19 protein-coding genes are annotated in these 18,763 nt (G+C 61.0%); 7 read left to right on the top strand and 12 right to left on the bottom strand.

Annotation, left to right across the window (positions count from 1 at the left end; all coding sequences use genetic code 11):
• Window positions 1-20: 20 nt before the first annotated feature.
• The 4 genes from K3762_RS09350 to K3762_RS09335 all read right to left on the bottom strand — a co-directional run bounded on the left by K3762_RS09350 (window position 21) and on the right by K3762_RS09335 (window position 4,367).
• Window positions 21-914 (bottom strand): fructose bisphosphate aldolase, encoded by an 894-nt coding sequence (locus K3762_RS09350; protein WP_067624675.1) that lies wholly within the window; start codon window positions 912-914, stop codon window positions 21-23.
• A gap of 68 nt (window positions 915-982) precedes the next feature.
• Window positions 983-2,335: a cytochrome P450 gene (locus K3762_RS09345; protein WP_260009071.1), complete on the bottom strand. Its 1,353-nt coding sequence runs from the start codon at window positions 2,333-2,335 to the stop codon at window positions 983-985.
• Window positions 2,332-3,561, bottom strand: a complete 1,230-nt coding sequence (locus tag K3762_RS09340; RefSeq protein WP_260009070.1) for a hypothetical protein — start codon at window positions 3,559-3,561, stop codon at window positions 2,332-2,334. Before K3762_RS09340 ends, K3762_RS09345 begins: the two co-directional genes overlap by 4 nt.
• Before the next feature lie 53 nt (window positions 3,562-3,614).
• On the bottom strand, window positions 3,615-4,367 hold the full coding sequence (locus tag K3762_RS09335) for a cytochrome c biogenesis CcdA family protein (protein ID WP_067624666.1): 753 nt from the start codon (window positions 4,365-4,367) through the stop codon (window positions 3,615-3,617).
• A gap of 91 nt (window positions 4,368-4,458) precedes the next feature.
• Here K3762_RS09335 and K3762_RS09330 point away from each other — a divergent pair, with 91 nt between their 5' ends.
• Window positions 4,459-4,686: a sulfurtransferase TusA family protein gene (locus K3762_RS09330; RefSeq protein ID WP_067624663.1), complete on the top strand. Its 228-nt coding sequence runs from the start codon at window positions 4,459-4,461 to the stop codon at window positions 4,684-4,686.
• Window positions 4,687-4,778: 92 nt separating this feature from the next.
• On the opposite strand, the gene K3762_RS09325 is transcribed toward K3762_RS09330, so the two are convergent.
• Window positions 4,779-7,676, bottom strand: a complete 2,898-nt coding sequence (locus tag K3762_RS09325) for an Rne/Rng family ribonuclease (protein ID WP_260009069.1) — start codon at window positions 7,674-7,676, stop codon at window positions 4,779-4,781.
• Window positions 7,677-8,223: 547 nt separating this feature from the next.
• Between K3762_RS09325 and K3762_RS09320 the strand changes: the two genes are divergently transcribed.
• A complete protein-coding gene (locus K3762_RS09320) occupies window positions 8,224-8,514 on the top strand; it encodes a hypothetical protein (protein WP_132443422.1) in 291 nt (96 codons plus the stop codon).
• A gap of 23 nt (window positions 8,515-8,537) precedes the next feature.
• Here the strand turns inward: K3762_RS09320 and K3762_RS09315 are convergent, their stop codons facing one another.
• The 5 genes from K3762_RS09315 to purC all read right to left on the bottom strand — a co-directional run bounded on the left by K3762_RS09315 (window position 8,538) and on the right by purC (window position 13,382).
• A complete protein-coding gene (locus tag K3762_RS09315) occupies window positions 8,538-9,872 on the bottom strand; it encodes a sigma-54 dependent transcriptional regulator (RefSeq protein WP_067624654.1) in 1,335 nt (444 codons plus the stop codon).
• Between the two features lie 4 nt (window positions 9,873-9,876).
• Window positions 9,877-11,604 carry an ATP-binding protein gene (locus tag K3762_RS09310; RefSeq protein ID WP_201721952.1) on the bottom strand — a complete coding sequence of 576 codons (1,728 nt, stop codon included), beginning with the start codon at window positions 11,602-11,604 and terminating at the stop codon, window positions 9,877-9,879.
• Window positions 11,605-11,673: 69 nt separating this feature from the next.
• Complete coding sequence (gene purQ / locus K3762_RS09305) at window positions 11,674-12,342, bottom strand: phosphoribosylformylglycinamidine synthase subunit PurQ (RefSeq protein WP_132443424.1); 669 nt, start codon at window positions 12,340-12,342, stop codon at window positions 11,674-11,676.
• Window positions 12,342-12,572, bottom strand: coding sequence for a phosphoribosylformylglycinamidine synthase subunit PurS (purS, locus tag K3762_RS09300; protein WP_067629083.1), 231 nt, complete (start codon window positions 12,570-12,572; stop codon window positions 12,342-12,344). Before purS ends, purQ begins: the two co-directional genes overlap by 1 nt.
• A gap of 48 nt (window positions 12,573-12,620) precedes the next feature.
• Complete coding sequence (gene purC, locus K3762_RS09295) at window positions 12,621-13,382, bottom strand: phosphoribosylaminoimidazolesuccinocarboxamide synthase (RefSeq protein ID WP_067629081.1); 762 nt, start codon at window positions 13,380-13,382, stop codon at window positions 12,621-12,623.
• Window positions 13,383-13,549: 167 nt separating this feature from the next.
• On the opposite strand from purC, the gene K3762_RS09290 reads away from it, so the two are divergent.
• Both K3762_RS09290 and bmt read left to right on the top strand, forming a co-directional pair.
• Complete coding sequence (locus K3762_RS09290; RefSeq protein ID WP_132443425.1) at window positions 13,550-13,867, top strand: DUF1476 domain-containing protein; 318 nt, start codon at window positions 13,550-13,552, stop codon at window positions 13,865-13,867.
• Between the two features lie 132 nt (window positions 13,868-13,999).
• Window positions 14,000-15,013, top strand: a complete 1,014-nt coding sequence (bmt, locus tag K3762_RS09285) for a betaine--homocysteine S-methyltransferase (RefSeq protein WP_132443426.1) — start codon at window positions 14,000-14,002, stop codon at window positions 15,011-15,013.
• 3 nt (window positions 15,014-15,016) lie between these two features.
• Here bmt and K3762_RS09280 read toward each other — a convergent pair whose 3' ends face one another.
• Window positions 15,017-16,093: a PA0069 family radical SAM protein gene (locus K3762_RS09280; protein ID WP_120351039.1), complete on the bottom strand. Its 1,077-nt coding sequence runs from the start codon at window positions 16,091-16,093 to the stop codon at window positions 15,017-15,019.
• 201 nt (window positions 16,094-16,294) lie between these two features.
• Between K3762_RS09280 and K3762_RS09275 the strand changes: the two genes are divergently transcribed.
• Entirely contained in the window at window positions 16,295-16,993 is a 699-nt protein-coding gene (locus tag K3762_RS09275; protein ID WP_067629073.1) for a B12-binding domain-containing protein, read from the top strand.
• A gap of 49 nt (window positions 16,994-17,042) precedes the next feature.
• A complete protein-coding gene (locus K3762_RS09270) occupies window positions 17,043-17,687 on the top strand; it encodes a DUF1638 domain-containing protein (protein WP_120351038.1) in 645 nt (214 codons plus the stop codon).
• Window positions 17,688-17,690: 3 nt separating this feature from the next.
• On the opposite strand, the gene K3762_RS09265 is transcribed toward K3762_RS09270, so the two are convergent.
• Window positions 17,691-18,101 (bottom strand): SufE family protein, encoded by a 411-nt coding sequence (locus K3762_RS09265; RefSeq protein WP_120351037.1) that lies wholly within the window; start codon window positions 18,099-18,101, stop codon window positions 17,691-17,693.
• Between the two features lie 126 nt (window positions 18,102-18,227).
• Between K3762_RS09265 and K3762_RS09260 the strand changes: the two genes are divergently transcribed.
• Window positions 18,228-18,746, top strand: coding sequence for a hypothetical protein (locus tag K3762_RS09260; protein ID WP_260009065.1), 519 nt, complete (start codon window positions 18,228-18,230; stop codon window positions 18,744-18,746).
• Window positions 18,747-18,763 lie beyond the last annotated feature (17 nt).

The raw sequence follows: 18,763 nt of genomic DNA, 5'->3' as shown, positions 1-18,763 counted from the left end.
AATTTTCAAAAAATTCCGATTTAGCAGATCGACGCTTGGTAAATCTTCTCGATGTTCTGACCAAGCGCCTCGTTGAACTCCGCATCTGTCATCTTGACGTTCAGCCCTTCAGTCAAAGCGCGCGAGAAGCTGGCGATCATGGTGCGGTTCTTGCCCAGCCGTTCGCAGGCTTCCGCCGTGGAGTAGCCGCCCGATAGCGCAACGACGCGCAGCACGTTGGCGTGGCCGGCCAGTTCGTCATATAGACCAGCTTTTTCAGGAATCGTCAGTTTCAACATCACCATCTCGCCCTCGGGCAGCGCGTTCAGGTTCTTTTCAATCTCTCCGCGCAGGATCTCTTCGGCCTCTGCCTTCGTGTCGGAGTTGATGTTCACCTCCGGCTCAATGATCGGCACCAGACCGGCAGCGCAAACCTGTTTGGCCAGTTCGAACTGTTGCGCCACCACGGCGGCGATGCCGTTCTCGTTGGCCTCGTGAATGACCGAGCGTTCCTTGGTGCCAAAGATGCCGTGTTTCACCGCGCGGGCCAGCAGGTCGTCGATCTCCATGATCGGTTTCATCATCTGCACGCCGTTGTTGGTTTCCTCCAACCCCTTGTCGATCTTCAGGAAAGGCACCACGCCCCGGTCTTCCCACAGGAGCTGGGCGACGGGTTTGCCGTTGATGCTGTCATCCATCGTGCGCTCAAAAAGGATTGCGCCGATTACTTTCTCGGAGGTGAAATCGTCGGCCAGAATGATCCGCGCCCGCATGTCGTGGACGGCTTTGAACATTTCTGCGTCGCCGTTGTAATCCGACGGTTCCACGCCATAGAGGCTCAGCGCCTTGGGGGTGGAGCCGCCCGATTGATCGAGCGCCGCGATGAAGCCTTTGCCGCTGTTCATTTGCTCAAGTTGCGCCTTGTCGTAGCCCATGTCACCCACGTCCTATTTTGATTCCGTTCGCTGCGTTTCTAATTGAAACGCAAGGCCGATGATAGAAGCTAGCGCCTTGATAGCGCTAACCAAATGCCCTTATCTGAACGGACGGTCAAATGTGCGACTGGCACCGGCACGCGATCAGGCTGGGCGGTCACGCGAAAGTCTCGCAGGATACGCGACAGGATCAACGGTCCTTCGACCATGGCAAAACCCGCGCCAGTGCAGACCCGTGGCCCAGCAGAGAATGGGATGAAGGCGTCGCGCTGGCACTGCTTTCCGTTTTCGGTCTGCCAACGGGTTGGGTCAAAACCATCAGGATTGTCCCAAAGCCGTTCATGCCGGTGCAGGTGCCACGGGCTGAGCACCAGTTGCGCCCCCTGTTTCACCTTTCGGTCGCGAAACGCTTCGGGGCAGCGGTTCTCGCGCACCATCATCGGCACGGGTGGATAAAGCCGCAGCGTCTCACGAAACACATCGCGGCTAAGCTTGAGCTTTGACATCACCGCGAAATCACAGGTCTCAAGCGCCTGTGCCTCTTCCGCCAGCCGCTCCTGCCATTCGGGATGGGTGGCCATGAGATAGAGCGCCCAAGCCAAAGCCGAGGCGCTGGTTTCATGCCCCGCGAGGAAGAAGATCGCTACCTGATCAACCATCTCCTCGGTGTCGAAGGTCTCACCTGTTTCGGGGTCGGCTTGGGTCATGATCTTGGTGGCTAGGTCGTCGGGCGCGGTGCCCGCTTTGATCTGCGCCATCCGCTCTTGGGTCAGGTCCGTGATCAGCGCCCTGATCCGCGCGGCGCTGGCCCGCGTGTCGCGCCGAAACAGGCGCGGCATCCAGCGCGGCAGCGGCAGAAGTGCCCCAAGGTTCAGGATCGGCTGGCTGCGCTGGTAATTGCGAAACTCATCAAAGACCGCCCGGGCAACCTCATGTTCGATCGGCAGAGAAAAAAGCGTGCGAAAGATCACATCGGCTGCGGCGTGGCTGGTCTCGGCTTCGATCTCGACCACCTGCCCCGCCTTGCCTCCCAGCCGTGTAGCAGCGGCCTCTGCTGCGTCCCACATCGCTGGAAAGGTCTCGCGCAGCCGGCCGCCTTCAAAGGCGGGGTCGATGATGCGGCGCTGGCGTTTCCATGTCTCGCCGTTGGTCAGAAAGACAGAGTTGCCCAAGAGCGGGCGCAGCCCCTCGCCGATCCGGTTGGATTTCGGAAAATCCTCGGGGCGGTCTTTCAAAACGGTCTTCACCAGTGCGGGCTGGTTCATCAAATAGCTGCGGAAGAACGGCGTTTTGAATTCCGCCATCCACGCGCGATAAAGCCGGGCGGGCTGGGCCGAGAGGATATCGGCGCGAAACAGCTTGGCATAGCGCCAGAGCGACACACGGTCGGGCCGCGCGGGGGGCTTGGGCGGTTGGGTCATGCGGCGACAGAGGTGTATTTGCTGACCGCGTGGTCGATCCGGGATTTCGACGCGGGCCGCCCGTCATAGCGCGCGGCCAAGGTCTGTGGCCCGGCGGTGATCTGGAAATAGTCATAGTCGCGCGGGCGGTCGAAGGCGCAGAGATACTGGAAATGCAGCCGAAAGAACCGCCAGCGCAGCGCCTTCCAGCGGGCGGGGCTGAGCGTTTGGGTGAAGGCAGCCGAAAAGACCAGCGGCCAACGTTTCCCCTCAGGCGCCACGCCCGAGACCGAGACCGGATCGCAAAGCGCAAAGGCGCAGCCATCGCCGGGGGCCGTCACGTCGACCCATGCCAGTTCCTCGCGGGTTGAGAGATAGCGCAGGTCGCCTCGCAAACGCTCGGCCCGGGGCAAGAAGGACACCATTGGCACCACCTGCCCGAGCGAGAGAAAACCCAAGGCAGGCCCGCGCTCGGGCACCCTGCCCGCACGGATCAGATCGGCCAGTACCGAGACGCCCAGATGCGCGCCGGATGAGTGGCCGACAACCAGTACCTCGTCGACATCCTCGGTCAGAGCAGCGGCGATGTCATTGCCAAACTGCGCCATGCGGGCTTCCAACTCCGGCGGGTTCGCGCCCCGCGTGGCGGCGGAATAGGCGTAGTCATGCATCAGGTAATAGGCGAAAAACTTGCCGTCTTTCTTTTTAAACCAGCGCAGCAGCGCGATGCCCAGCCCAGTGCCCACTGCCGCGAAGGCGAGCCGCGCCGCCCAATGGTCCGTCACCATTCCAAGGGCGCGATAGGTCAGCAGGCCAAGCGCCACAGCCAGCAGCGCCTGCACAATCAACATCCCCACCGGATAAAGCGCCGCAATCACCGGCCCTTTGCGCAGCCGCATCAGCCGCCAAAGCGCGCCGGAGCCGATGTAGACCCATGCGGTGCGCAGCAACTGCCAATAGGTCGCGGGGATCGAATTGCTCATGCTTTCGCGCACGATGTCGGACCAGACCAGCACTTCGACCTGCGAGATCACCTGATGACCGTCGATCCCAGCGTTAACGCGCCAGCCGTAATTGCCCTTGCCCGCTTTTGGTTTCAGCGCAATCTCATAGCCCGAAATCGCGGCCTGCGCCGCGCCCTCCTTGCGGTAAAGCTCACGGTAGCGGCGCGGGTGAATCGGATCGTAGCCGGGGATGTAGAACACCCGCCGCGTTTTCACCGTCTTTGCCTGCCCTGTGCTCACCATGCCCGCCCTCTTCTTCGGCATAGTCTAGCCGCAATTCGGGGCAAGATTAAGGCTTAACCTACGGTTGCGAGAATCGGAAAAGTCTCAAGCAGCCAGAAGGAAAAGGCGGTGAATGCGCCGGTCAGCAGCGCCAGACCAACAATCACCAACAGGCCCCCCATGATCCGCTCGATCAGCTTCATATGCGGTTTGATCCGGTTCATCAGCGTCATCGCGCGGGTGATGAACATCGCGGCCAGCAGGAAGGGAATGCCAAGCCCCGCCGCATAGACGCCCAGCAAAAGCGTCCCGCGGGAGACGGAGGCCTCGCTTGCTGCCAGTGACAAGATCGCGCCCAGCTGTGGCCCGATGCAGGGGGTCCAGCCAAAGGCAAAGGCCAGCCCCAAGACATAGGCGCCGAAACTCGACCCGCCCTTGTCGCCCGCGTCCATCCGCGCCTCTTGATCGAGAAACGGAATGCGAAAGAGCCCGATGAAATGCAGGCCGAAGACAATAATCACCACACCGGAAATTTTAGCGAGAAGCGCCTGATTCTGTAAAAAGAACATCCCAAAGGCCGAGGCGGTGAAGCCCAGTAGGATGAACACAGTGCTCAGCCCCAGCACAAAGAACAACGCCGCCACGACCGCCCGCCGCCGTGCGCTGGATTGGCTGGACATGTCATTGATCGACACGCCCCCCATATAGGCCAGATAGGGTGGCACGATGGGCAGCACGCAGGGCGACAGGAAACTGAAAATCCCGGCAACCAGAGCGATGATCATGGCCGGCAGGATCCCGGCGTCGATGAGGCTTATATCAAACATGACCAACTCCTAGACCGACAACGCCCCGGCGTCACCTGTCATATTGTCACAAGATCGTGGACCTCGGGATTGGCTTGGATTAACTGGTCTTATGAAGATCGAAAAACTGGATGCCACGGGGCTTCTGTGCCCCCTGCCCGTGCTGAAAGCACGCAAACGACTGGCGGCCCTCGCGCCGGGCGATCAGCTTCATATGACAGCCGATGATCCGGCCGCGGTGATCGACGTGCCACATTTCTGCGTGGAAGCCGGTCATGCGCTGACCGAAACCCGAACCGAGGGCGCGGCAGAGCTTTATATCATCACCAAAGGTGGCTGAGCCGGACCCGGCCGGAACGCGCGCTTCAACCCTACGACAGAATCGAAAACGGCGGGCCTGAAAGCCCGCCGTTTCCTTTTATATGTCGTGGCTTAGCTGCCCAGCGACCACCAGCCCCGGCGTTTTGGCTTGGGCTTTTCGGCGGGTTGCTCTTCCACCTTTTCGGCCACCGGCTCAGGAGCCGTTTCGGCAGCGGGCGCTTCGGCTTCCACCGGCTGGGCCGTGGGTTCGGGCTGCGGCTCAGGCTGCGGTGCTTCCGCGACAGGTGTGGCAGTTTCCGGCGACGGGGCCGCGATCGGCGCTTCGGTCGGCAGTGCTTCGGCCATCGCCTCGGGCGTGGCTTCGGCAACCGGCTCGACCGGCTTGGCTTTGGCCCGGCTCCGGCGCTTGGGTTTTGGCGCGGGTGCGGCCTCTTCCTCGGTCGCCACGGCGTCTGTTGTCACCGTCTCTTCTGCCGCTTCCACCACGGGCTTTTTGGTCCGGCGGCTGCGCTTGGCCTTGGGCTTGGGCGTCTCTTCTCCTTCGGCTTCGGCACTGACCTGTGGCGTTTCGCCTTCTGCGGCGGCAAGCGCTTCGGGCGCGGGTTCCGCTTCGGGGGCCAGTTCGGCTTTGGGCTTGCGCGACCGGCTGCGGCTTTTTGGCTTGGGCTTTTGCTCGGCGGCGGGCGCGGCGTCGGTGTCGGCCTGCGCTGCCTCCGCTTCTACCGGTTGGGCTTTATCGCCTTCGTCCGGCTTCGCCTCTTCCTGCTGCTGACCACCGTTCTGATCGTCTGCACCATTCTGCTGCTCGCCATTGCCATTGCGGCCACGGCCACCCCGGCTGCGACGACGACGGCGGCGGCGTTTGGATTTGCCCTCGCCCTCGTCACCATTGCCGTTGCCATTCCCGTTTCCGTTCTCGGATTGCGGGGGGGCCTCCTGTGCGGCGGGTGCCTCTTCCACTTCGGCCTCTGCGGCGCTCTCATCCTCGTCGATCTGATCCATCAGCGATGTATCGACCGAAACGACGTGATCCGAGACGGGCGGCACGGTGCGGGTGGCGGTCTTGAACTTCTCGATGTGGAAATCGGGGCTGACCAAGGTTGGGTCGCCTTCGATCCTCACAGACATGCCGTAACGCATCTCGATATTGGCGATGTGCTCACGCTTTTGGTTCATCAGGAAGTTGGCGATGCCCACGGGCGCACGCACCAGCACTTCGCGCGAACGGCGGCGGGTGCCCTCTTCTTCGATCTGGCGGATGATCGACAGGGCGAGGTTGTCGTCAGAGCGCACCAGACCGGTGCCGTGGCAGGCGTGGCAAGGCTGGGTCGTCGCCTCGATCATGCCCGGACGCAGACGCTGGCGCGACATTTCCATCAGGCCAAAGCCCGAGATGCGGCCCACTTGGATGCGCGCGCGGTCGGTCTTGAGCTTGTCTTTCATCATCTTTTCGACGGCGGCGTTGTTCTTGCGCTCATCCATGTCGATAAAGTCGATGACAATCAGGCCCGCGAGGTCACGCAGACGCAGCTGACGCGCCACTTCGGCGGCAGCCTCAAGGTTGGTCTTGGTCGCGGTCTGCTCGATCGAACCTTCCTTGGTGGCCCGACCAGAGTTCACGTCAATCGCCACCAGCGCTTCGGTCACGCCGATCACGATATAGCCACCCGAGGGCAGTTGCACAGTGGGGTTGAACATGCCCGAAAGGTAGCTTTCCACCTGATAGCGCGCAAAGAGCGGCAGGCTTTCGTTGTAGAGCTTCACGTTTTTCGCGTGGGACGGCATGATCATTTTCATGAAGTCCTTGGCGATGCGGTAGCCGCGCTCGCCCTCAACGTGGATCTCGTCAATCTCGCGGTTATAGAGGTCGCGGATCGAGCGTTTGATCAGGTCGCCTTCTTCGTAGATCTTGGCGGGCGCGATGGACTTCAGCGTCAGCTCGCGGATCTGCTCCCAGAGGCGCTGGAGGTATTCGTAATCGCGCTTGATCTCGGCTTTGGTGCGTTTCGCGCCGGCAGTCCGAACAATCAGACCAGCACCCTTGGGAACTTCGATCTCAGTCGCGATTTCTTTAAGTTTCTTACGGTCAGCCGCATTGGTGATCTTGCGCGAGATGCCGCCGCCGCGCGCGGTGTTGGGCATCAGCACGCAGTAGCGACCCGCAAGGCTGAGGTAGGTGGTCAGCGCCGCGCCCTTGTTGCCGCGCTCTTCTTTGACGACCTGCACCAGCAGGATCTGGCGGACCTTGATGACCTCTTGAATCTTGTAGCGGCGCGGGCGCGGTTTGCGCACGGGGCGAATGTCTTCGCTGTCATCTTCGTCGGCGACGGATTCGATGGAATCGTCTTTCGCCGTGGCATCGCTGCCTTTGTCGTCTTCGTTGTCGGCATCGTCGGCCTGGGCGTCGCTGGCGTCAGCGTCATCGGACGTAGCCGCTGCCGTTTCATCTGCCTTAGCAACCTCGGCCTCGGCTTCGCCGTTCTCAGGCTCTTCGACCGGCGTTTCCGCGACCCGCTCCATGGGCGAGCTGCCCTCTTCGCTGTCGAGATCAACAGTTTCCATACCGGCGATTTGATCGCTGTTGTCGTCAGCTACCTCTGCTGTGACCACGGCATCATCGCTGTTGGTCTCAGCCGCTTGGCTTTTCGATCGGCTGCGCGACCGCGAGCGGGTCCGCTTGGGCTTTTCGTCTTCGTCGTCTTTGGCGGCCTGCGCTTCAGCATAGGCGCGCTCTTCTTCCAGCAGCGCCTGACGGTCGGCCACGGGAATTTGGTAATAATCGGGGTGGATTTCCGAGAACGCGAGGAAGCCATGACGGTTGCCGCCATAGTCAACAAAGGCAGCCTGAAGCGACGGTTCGACCCGTGTAACTTTGGCTAGATAGATATTGCCGGCAAGCTGGCGTTTGTTTTCTGATTCAAAATCGAATTCTTCGACCTTGTTTCCGTCCACGACCACAACGCGAGTTTCCTCGGCGTGGGTGGCATCGATAAGCATTTTCTTAGACATAGATCCATTATGCACAGCACCCGCGCACGGAAGGCCCCTGGCGGGGCATCGGGCTGGGAGGTGTGACTTGTCAGGGCGATGGAGGACGCGGCAACAGCAGGGCCACGAATGGCCCCCATCTGTCTGCTCTGAGCATCTGCGCGCGTCATCGCGGTTCTTCTCCGATGCGAGGGCCTTTGCGCCTCTCCCATCCATTAATTAGCTGTGCTTCGGTTGGGCTAACCCTCGCGAATATCAGCGGTTCTTCGGCCGTTTCCGGCCCAATCGGTCTGCTGGCCCCCCGGTGTCGGGCTGGCACGGCAGCGAAACTGTCAAAAGTCACCATACGCCAGTCGGGCGTTACAGGACTTATCCGGCTAGTTAAGGGCTTTAAGGGGTGAAACACAATGGTCAATCGAATGAGCAACAGTCAAATGCGGTTTATCTCGGGTCGGTTGACAAGGCGCATGGGCTTGGAAACATTCAGACTGTCGCCGCAAGGATCGCTGGGCGGCACCATAGAATTGCTTTGCCGCCCCCGCGGCCCAGAGTTTCAAAGGACCGCTTCATGCAAATATTCCTGCGCCCCGCGCTTTGTCTGACCCTTTTGGGCCTTGCCGCCTGTGATGAGATCGCCGTGGCCGACAATCCGGCGGCGCTGGCCGAGTTGCGCGGGCAGAAAAGCTGTGTGGCCGCGGTGACCCAGCAAACCGGCGCGACGGGTGTCGCCGTCAATACAACACGCCCTGTGGTGGAGCTTTACCGCCATATCGTTGACGTACCCGGCGGCGCGAGTTGGTCCTGCATCACCGATCCGAATGGCAAAGCGGTCGAGATTGCAGAGCAGCGCAGCGGTTAAACCGCGCTGCTTAAGGGAGGTGGTCAGAGGTAATCTGACCGCTGCAACCCGTATTTCGCCATCTTCTCGTTCAGCGTCCGGCGCGGCAGGCAAAGCTCGTCCATCACGCTGGCGATAGAGCCCTTGTGACGGCGCATGGTGTTGTCGATCAACATGCGCTCGAATGCCTCGACATATTCCTTGAGCGGTTTGCCTTCGGTGGTCATCACCGGCTGCATCTCGTCATGGTCGCTCATCAAGAGGGAGGCGATGGTGCCCGAGCCGCGGCGCGATTGCAGCACGGCGCGTTCGGCCACGTTAATGAGTTGGCGCACGTTGCCGGGCCATGGCGCTTGCAACAACTGTGCCGCCTCTTGTGCACTGACCTGAGGCGCCTCGCAGCCGTATTCATCCGCGAACTGATCGCTGAGCCGGGTGAAGAGCGTCAGGATATCCTCACCACGCTGGCGCAGCGGCGGCACGGTGATGCGGAGCGCTGCCAAACGATAAAACAGGTCCGATCGCAGCGCGTCTTCCGAGGTGCGCCCGGCTTCTTGCAGGTTCGAGATGGCGACGATTCGTGTCTCTGCCGGGGTGCCTTGTTCGTTGATGGCGCTCAACAACCGCGCCTGCAGGCTTTCGGACAGGGCTTCGATGTCTTCCAACACCAATGTCCCGCCGCGCGCTTCTTCGATGGCGGGCAGTTGCGCGTCTTCGGGCTGCATCGGGCCGAACAGCCGCTTGGCGAGCGCGTCTTCCTCCAGAGCACCACAGGAGACGAGGACAAATTTCTTGCCCGCGCGGCTGCCGACCGCGTGCAGCGCATGGGCCACGAGGGTCTTACCGGTCCCCGTTTCTCCGTCGATCAGCACATGCCCATCGGCCTGCCCCAGATCGAGGATATCTTCGCGCAGGCGTTCCATGACGGGCGATTGGCCGATGAGCTTTTTCATCAGCTGGCCGCCGTCCGACAGCTCACGCCGCAGGGCGCGGTTGTCCATCACCAGACGCCGCGCATTGGTGGCCTTTTTGGCCAGTTCGCTCATCCGGTCGGGGTTGAAGGGCTTTTCAAGAAAGTCGAAAGCGCCGACGCGCATCGCTTCGACCGCCATCGGCACGTCACCATGACCGGTGATCATGATGACCGGCAAAGCCGAGTCGCTGCCCATCAGCTTTTTCAGGAATTGCATTCCGTCCATGCCCGGCATTTTGATGTCGGAGATGACGATGCCCGGATAATCCGGCCCCAAAGTCTTTAGCGCGTCTTCGGCGCTGCCGAAGGTTTCCGTGTCATACCCCGAAAGGGCCAGCCACTGGCTGATCGACTGCCGCATGTCCTGTTCGTCGTCTACAATCGCGATTTTCATTGCCTGAGCCATGCGTTCACTCCGCCGCTTCTATCTTCGTTTCATCTGCCAATATAGGCAGTTGCATCTCAAATACAGCGCCACCGTTTTGTCCGTTGCGCGCCATAAGCCGTCCCCCAAGGTCGTTGACGATCCCCGATGAAATGGCAAGACCCAGCCCAACACCATCGCCGGGCTGTTTGGTCGTGTAGAAAGGTTCGAACAGCGCGTCCAAGTCCTCAATCCCCGGGCCATTGTCGCGCACGGTTAATGTCGCCGTCTCCCCCGCTGATAGTATAATGTCCACCTGAGGGTTTCGTTCCGATTTTGTTGCGTCTAATGCGTTTCTTAACAGGTTTACCATAACTTGTTCGATCCGCATACGGTCTCCCATCACCATGACGGGATTATCGGGCAGGATGCGGCTGATCTGAACCTGTCGCTGGCGCAACTGCGGCTCCATCATCGACAGGGAAGACGCCAGCGCCGCGCCCATATCAACCGGAGAGAAGGCCTCCTGCCCCTTGCGGGCATAGGATTTAAGCTGCCGGGTGATCGCGCCCATTCGTTCGATCAGGTCGTCGATGCGCCCAAAGGACGACAGCGCCTCATCCTGCCGGTTGCGGTTCAGCAAAAGCCGCGCGCCCGCTAGATAGGTTTTCATCGCCGCAAGCGGTTGGTTCAACTCATGGCTGACGGCGGCAGACATTTCACCCAATGCGGCAAGTTTTGATGACTGTTCTAGGGTTTGCTCGGCCACGGCGAGGGTCTGTTGCACCCTCTTTCGCTCCGCAATCTCACGCTGGAGTGCGAGGTTCAGCGCCCTGAGCTTGGCCGATTCCCGTTGAAAAATCGCCAAACGTCCCGCTGTGCGGCGGCTCAGGAAATAGAACGCCAGCGCCAAGAGAATCGCAAAACCCATCACCTCTAACGCCAACACGCCGTTCACTTTTTCCCTAACCGAGGCATAGGTGGTGTAGCTGCTCATCCGCCAGCCGCGGAACGGAATGCGGTTTTCCAGCCGCATCACCGCCTCGCCCTGCAGATAGGCATCGGGCGGCAGCGCGGTCCAATCGGTGGTGGCTTGAATGGCGCGTTCAATGGCGCTTTGGGGCGTGTGGTTGGCCAGCGCTTCGGGTTCTGTCAGCCCGCGCCAACGCGACTCGGTGGCGAGGATAATCTCGCCCGTGCTGTCCATCACGATGACCGCGTCCGAGATCCCGGCCCAAGCCCGTTCAAACTTTTGCAGATCAACCTCAACGGCGATCACCCCAAGTGTGGTCCCGCCAGACTGCATGCGCCGCGAATAGAGGAAGCGATAGCCGCCCTGCTCACGCTCAATGGTCGAAAAGATCGTCGCATTTGAGCGGATGGCATCAACGAAATAGGGCTCGGATTTATGGGCGGAGCCGAGGCGGTTACGGTCTGTCGCCGCCACGGTACGCCCGTCGATGTCATATAGCATCAAGGATGCCGCGCCGATTTCCTCAACGAAAGAGATAAGCCGCTGTGTCGACAGCGAATAATCCGCCGATTGCAGCGCGCCGATCAACGTGGGGTCGCGCGCCAAAAGCTGCGGCACAATGGCGTTTTGCCGTAATTCAGCCAGCAGGTTGCCGCTGTAAAGCGCGATGCGCAGTTCTGCGCGGTTGCGGGTGCTTTCGGTAAAACGGTCGGTCAGCAGCTTGTTGGTGATCGAGATCGTCACCACGGCGAGGATCATCAGCGACGCAATCGCGAACCGCACCCGCCAGGATACGGCCATGCTATTGCCTTCGGAACCGGATGCATCACTCATCGCGGCAATCTACGCGCTACGCTGGCCGCACTCAAGTCAGGCGGTTTGCAAAGCACCGGTCAATGCGCGGAAGAGCGCCGCCCCGTCGATGTTGCCATGGGCCGCTTCGGCTGCCCGCTCGGGGTGCGGCATCATGCCCAACACGCGGCGGTTTTCCGAAAGAATGCCCGCGATATCATCGCGCGCGCCATTCGGGTTCTCGGCATAGCTGAACGCCACACGATCTTCGCCGCGCAATTTCGCGATGGTCTCATCATCGGCAAAATAGTTGCCGTCATGGTGAGCGATTGGAATGTTGACGACCTGACCGGCGTCGTAGCCAGAGGTATAATCGCTCGCCGTGGTCTCAACCTTGAGGCCGACAGTCTTGCAGATGTACTTCAGCCCCGCATTGCGCAGCAGCGCGCCGGGCAGCAGGCCGGTTTCGGTCAGCACCTGAAAACCGTTGCAAATGCCCAGCACATAGCCGCCGCGCTGCGCATGAGCCGCCACAGAGCGGCAGATCGGCGAATTCGCGGCAATGGCCCCGCAGCGCAGGTAATCCCCATAGGAGAACCCGCCGGGAATGCCTACGATATCAACGCCTTGCGGCAGTTCGCTGTCCTTGTGCCAGACCATGGAAACCTTGGCGCCCGCGGCTTTGAAAGCCACGGCAAGGTCGCGGTCGCAATTGGACCCGGGGAAGACAACTACCGCTGCGTGCATCAGGCCAGCTCCACCGAATAGGATTCGATCACCGTATTGGCCAAGAGCTTTTCGCACATGGCGGTCACATCGGCCTCGGTCGTGCCCTCGGCGAGGTCAAGCTCGATCACCTTGCCCTGACGCACACCGTTCACCCCGTCAAAGCCCAAGGCTCCGAGCGCGTGGCGGACAGCTTCGCCCTGAGGGTCGAGCACCCCGTTCTTCAGCATCACATGCACCCGTGCTTTCATGGCGCGACACCCCTTTGTAACATCTGCAAATTGAACGGCGAAGCCGCGTTAGTTGATCAACGTCGGCTTGGAGACCGGCGCATTGTTCTTGGGCATGACGCCGAGACGTTTGGCCACTTCGGTATAGGCATCGGTGAGCGAGCCCAGATCCCGGCGGAACACATCTTTGTCGAGCTTCTGGCCCGTCTCGATGTCCCACAGGCGGCAGCTGTCGGGGCTGATCTCATCGGCGACGATCAGACGCTGGAAGTCACCATCGTAAACGCGGCCAATCTCAATCTTGAAGTCCACCAGCTTGATGCCGACGGCCATCATGACGCCCGACATAAAGTCGTTGACCCGCAGCGCGAGGCTCAGAATATCGTCCATGTCTTGCTGGGTTGCCCAGCCAAAGGCGGCGATATGCTCTTCGGTGACCAGCGGATCACCAAGCGCGTCGTCTTTGTAGCAATACTCGACAATCGGGCGCGGCAGCTGTGTGCCCTCTTCGATGCCAAGACGCTTGGACATGGAGCCCGCCGCATAGTTCCGCACGATCACTTCCAGCGGAATGATCTCAACCTGCCGCACGAGCTGTTCGCGCATGTTCAGGCGTTTGATAAAATGCGTCGGCACGCCGATGTTGTTCAGCCCGGTCATAAAGAACTCGGACAGGCGGTTGTTCAACACGCCCTTGCCCTCGATCGTGGCTTTCTTCTCGGCGTTAAAGGCCGTCGCATCGTCTTTGAAATATTGCACGATGGTGCCGGGCTCAGGACCTTCATAGAGGATCTTTGCCTTGCCTTCGTAGATCTTGTTGCGCCGGGCCATGGGCATCCTTTCCAACAGGGGGCCGGGAACATCCCTGCCGCTTGCGCTTCTCTTAGTGCAACCACCCCGCTGCTGCAAGCATGGCCCGTCACCTTTGACGCGCCACTTGTGGGAACGCGGGGGCGACCGCATATGAATAGGGTAACACCAGCAATCGGAGACCCGCTATGAGCAAGTTCGACGACCGTGCAAATGCCTTTGAAAGCAAGTTCGCCCATGATGCAGACATGCAATTCCGCGCCGAAGCGCGCCGCAACAAACTTCTGGGCCTCTGGGCTGCTGAACTTTTAGGCAAATCGGGCAGCGACGCCGACGACTATGCCAAAGAGGTGGTGAAATCCGACTTTGAAGAGGCGGGCGACGAGGATGTCTACCGCAAAGTCTCGGGCGATCTGGGCGGCCGCGCCGATGAGGCGACGATCCGCGCCAAGATGCAGGCGCTAATGGTCGAAGCCAAAGCGCAACTGCTGAGCGAGACCAGCTGACGCATTCCACCCCGGCCACGCGCCGGGGTGACCCGCCCTGCCTGCCCTCATAATGAAGATGAATATTATGAGATTGCCCCCATGAAGGCATCATGACATCAGGCGAAATTCCCAGACCCTACAGGAGCCCCCATGAGCAACGCATTCACCGATCTTTTGGCTGAAAAGGGCACATTGCTCGCGGATGGGGCCACGGGCACCAATCTGTTCAACATGGGGCTGATGTCGGGCGACGCGCCTGAGATGTGGAACACCGATGAGCCGAAGAAGATCATCAAGCTTTACCGTTTCGCGGTGGATTCGGGCAGTGATCTGTTCCTGACCAACTCTTTTGGGGCCAATGCCTCGCGGCTCAAGCTGCACGGCGCCGAAAAGCGGGTGCATGAATTAAGCCGCGTCTCTGCCGAACTGGCACGCGAAGTGGCCGATACCGCCGAGCGCAAAGTCATCGTCGCAGGCTCTGTCGGCCCCACGGGTGAGATCATGGAGCCGGTCGGCACCCTGACCCACTCCCTCGCCGTTGAGATGTTCCATGAGACTGCCGACGGCCTCAAAGCTGGTGGTGCCGATATTGGTTGGCTGGAAACGATCAGCGCCCCCGAAGAATACCGCGCCGCTGCCGAAGGCTTTGCGCTGGCGGGGCTGCCATGGTGCGGCACGATGAGCTTTGACACCGCGGGCCGTACGATGATGGGCCTGACCTCCGAAGGGATGGTCGATATGGTGCACGGGCTGGACAACACACCGCTCGCATATGGTGCCAACTGCGGCACGGGCGCGTCTGACCTGCTGCGCACGGTACTCGGTTTCGCCGCCAAGAATGGCACGCTGCCGATCATCTCCAAGGGCAACGCGGGCATCCCGAAATACGTCGAAGGCCACATCCATTACGACGGCACGCCCGAGTTGATGGCGCGCTATGCGACCATGGCGCGTGACGCGGGGGCCAGCGTCATCGGCGGTTGCTGCGGCACCCTGCCCGAGCATCTGGTCGCGATGCGCGAAGCGCTCGATAGCACGGAAAAAGGTCCCGCCCCGACGTTGGAGCAAATCCGCGAAGAGATCGGTGATTTCTCGTCCGAAAGCGACGGCACCGACGGGCAAGGTCCAGTGCGCGCGCCGCGCCGTGGCCGCCGCCGGAGCTAAGCTTCAAAACAAGCTCAATTGATCGCCCTTTTCGGAGGGCGGTCGAAACAGATCGCAGCGCAGCGGCACGCCCGCGCGGGTCAGCCCCAGACGTTTGACTGCCAGATCAAACCGCTGGGCCACCATCTGCGCATAGGGCCCCTCGCCCCGCATGCGTTTGTGCCAGCCCGCATCGTATTCCTTGCCCCCATGCATATCGCGCAGCCGCGCCATGATCCGCTCGGCCCGGTCGGGATAATGGGTGGCGAGCCACTCTTGCACCAGCGGCGACACCTCACGCGGTAGGCGCAGCATGATCCAACTGGCGTGCCGCGCCCCGGCGTCACGTCCGGCGGCAAGGATCGCCTCCAACTCCGGGTCGGTCAGCGCCGGAACCATTGGGGACGCCATGATCCGCACCGGGATGCCAGCCTCCGACAGCTTTCGGATCACCTGCAGCCGCCGCTGCGGTGCGGGCGCGCGCGGTTCCATCAAACGGCTGAGCTTTGCGTCCAGCGTAGTCACCGAAATGCCAACCGCCGCCAATCCGCGCTCGGCCATATCGCCCAGAATGTCGATGTCGCGTTCGATCAGGCTGCCCTTAGTGACAATTGCCACCGGGTGATTGAATTCAGACAGCACCTCAAGACACTCCCGCATGATGCCATGGGTCTTTTCGATGGGCTGGTACGGATCGGTGTTAGTGCCGATGGCGATGGGCGCGACCTGATAACGCTTCGACCGCAGTTCCCGCGCCAGAACGCCCGGCGCTTCGGGCCGGGCGATCAGCTGCGTCTCAAAATCCAAGCCCGGAGACAGGCCGAGGTAGGCATGGCTGGGCCGCGCGAAACAGTAAACGCAGCCATGTTCGCAGCCGCGATAAGGATTGATCGACCGATCAAAGGGCAGATCCGGCGAGCGGTTGTAGGTAATTACCCGGCGCGGCACCTCGATGCTGGTGTTGGTACGCAGCACCGGAAGCACCTCTTCCCGTGCCCAGCCATCGTCCTCCGCCACGCGGGCATGACGCTCAAACCGGCCTGCATCATTGCTGCCTGCCGCGCGGCCAAGCACGCGGAATCGCTGGTCTTCCCTATCCATGAAAGAAGGTTAGAACATTATGCGAACATCAGCAAGTAAACTTGCGCAAACCCTTGTCCTTACACCGCAAAAAGCAGTAGTTTGCTCCCAAGGCGTCGCGCATGGCGCGGCCGATGTCGCAAACCGCGACCCCGGCGCTAACATTCCGTGAGACAAGGGCCCAAGTGTCATGCACCTGCACGCCCAGCAGAAGGAAACACCATGTCAGAAGAAGACGATATCATCCTGGCCGAGTTGGACGACGAAGAACTGGTCCAGCAGATGTTCGATGACCTCTATGACGGTCTCAAGGAAGAGATCGAAGAAGGGGTGCAGATCCTGCTCGACCGCGGTTGGGAACCCTATGAGGTTCTGACCAAAGCGCTGGTCGGCGGCATGACCATCGTGGGCGCGGATTTCCGCGACGGTATCCTCTTTGTGCCCGAAGTGCTGCTGGCCGCTAATGCGATGAAGGGCGGCATGGCCATCCTCAAGCCGCTGCTGGCCGAAACCGGCGCGCCCCGGGTGGGCAAAATGGTGATTGGCACGGTCAAAGGCGACATCCACGACATCGGCAAAAACCTCGTTGGCATGATGATGGAAGGCGCGGGTTTCGAAGTTGTCGATCTGGGCATCAACAACGCGGTCGAAGCCTATCTAGAAGCGCTTGAGACGGAACAGGCCGACATCCTCGGCATGTCCGCTCTGCTGACCACGACAATGCCCTATATGAAAGTCGTGATCGACACGCTGATCGAACAGGGCAAGCGCGATGACTATATCGTGCTGGTCGGTGGCGCGCCGCTGAACGAAGAGTTCGGCAAGGCCATCGGGGCTGACGCCTATTGCCGCGATGCCGCCGTGGCGGTGGAAACGGCCAAAGACTGGATGGGCCGGAAACACAACTCCGCCAACGCCTGAACTGCTGTCCTGCTTTGCGTTGGTGTCGATGACATGCGATGGTGACGCCATGAGCGACAGCAATCTGCCAGATGATCGGACCCTCACCCAAGAGGGGCTCGCGCCCACCCGCGCGGGCCGCATTCTGCTGATCGCCTGCGGTGCACTGGCCCGTGAGATACTGGATCTGAAAGCCGCGAACGGCTGGACCCATCTGGACCTGACTTGCCTGCCTGCAAAATACCACCTCTACCCGGAAAAGATCACCCAAGCGGTGCGCGACACGGTCGCCAAACACCGCGCGGACTACGACGATTTCTTTGTCGTCTACGCCGATTGCGGGACGGGCGGCGGGCTGGAGCGGGCCTGCGAAGAGATGGGCGTGCAGATGGTCGCAGGGCCACATTGTTACAGCTTTTTTCAGGGCAACGAGAGTTTCGCCAAAACCTCAGAAGATGAGATCACCACCTTCTACCTCACCGATTTTCTGGTGCGGCAGTTTGAGGCTTTCATCATCAAGCCTATGGGACTCGACCGGCACCCGGAACTGCGCGATATGTATTTCGGCAATTACGAGAAACTGGTCTATCAGGCGCAGACGGACGACCCGGCGCTGACCGAAAAGGCGCAAGGCTGCGCCGCGCGGCTCGGCCTTGCGTTCGAGCGGCGCTTCACGGGCTATGGGGATTTGCAGACCGCTTTACGCGATCTTTAACCGTCAGGCTTCCTGAGCGGCCGTCTCGCGCACGCGCTCAATCATCGCGCGCAACCCGTTGGAGCGTTGCGCCGAGAGGTGGTCATTCAATCCCAGCCGCGCAAGTTCCGCCTTGGCATCGACAGCGCCCACTTCGGCAGGCGTCAAACCGTTGTAAAGATTTCGCAAAACCGCGATCAGCCCCGAGACGATCATCGCGTCGCTTGCGCCGTCAAAATGCAGCTTGCCGCCGTCAAACTGTGCATGAAGCCAGACCTGAGAGGCGCAGCCGTCGACCTTGGTCGCGGGTACGCGCAGCGGCTCGGGCAGCGGGTCCATCGCTTTACCAAGGTCGATCACATGGCGGTAGCGGTCTTCCCAATCGTCCAGAAACTCGAAATCCTCGACCAGTTCTTCAAAGGCAGGCGTGGCCATCTGTGCACTCTCTTTGGGTGAATTCCATTGCCTGACAGGTAGGATGCCGATGCGCAAAGGTCCACCCCCTTCCCATGGCTGGCGTGATGGGGTAGCACAAGACAAGTTAACTTAACGGCGGATCCCATGCGCAAGACACTCCTCGCTCTTTTAGCCTCGACCCTTTTGGTATCCGCCTGTGGCACGGTCCGTGACAGCCGCATCAACCCGCTGAATTGGTTCGGCCCCGCGCGTTCGGCACCGTCCGCGCCGGAAGAGAGCAACAACCCGTTGATTCCACAGCGCAGCGGGCTGTTCGCCCGGCGCGCGGTTGAGGTCGACACTTATGAGGGGCGCCCTTTCGAGCAGATCACCGACCTGACGATCGAGCCGGTCCCGGGCGGTGCGATCCTACGCGCCACGGGCCTTGCCGCGCGGCAGGGCACTTATGCGGTGCAGCTAACTCCTGCGACGATTGATGAGACGCCTGTCGACGGTGTTCTGACTTACCGTCTGGAAGGGGTGCGCCCCGACAAGGCGACACCGCAAGGCAGCCGCCCCACCCGTGAGGTCATCGCGGGCCGTCGTCTGACAGATCAAATGCTGGCCGGGGTGCGCGAGATTCGCGTTGAAGGGCAGATGAATGCTCTGGTCTCTCGCCGCTAAGCGGCCAAGCCACGCAC

This window comes from Sulfitobacter sp. W074, from assembly GCF_025142275.1.
In the GTDB taxonomy this organism is placed as follows: Bacteria; Pseudomonadota; Alphaproteobacteria; order Rhodobacterales; family Rhodobacteraceae; genus Sulfitobacter; species Sulfitobacter profundi.
This window is presented reverse-complemented; position numbering and strand designations above follow the sequence as displayed.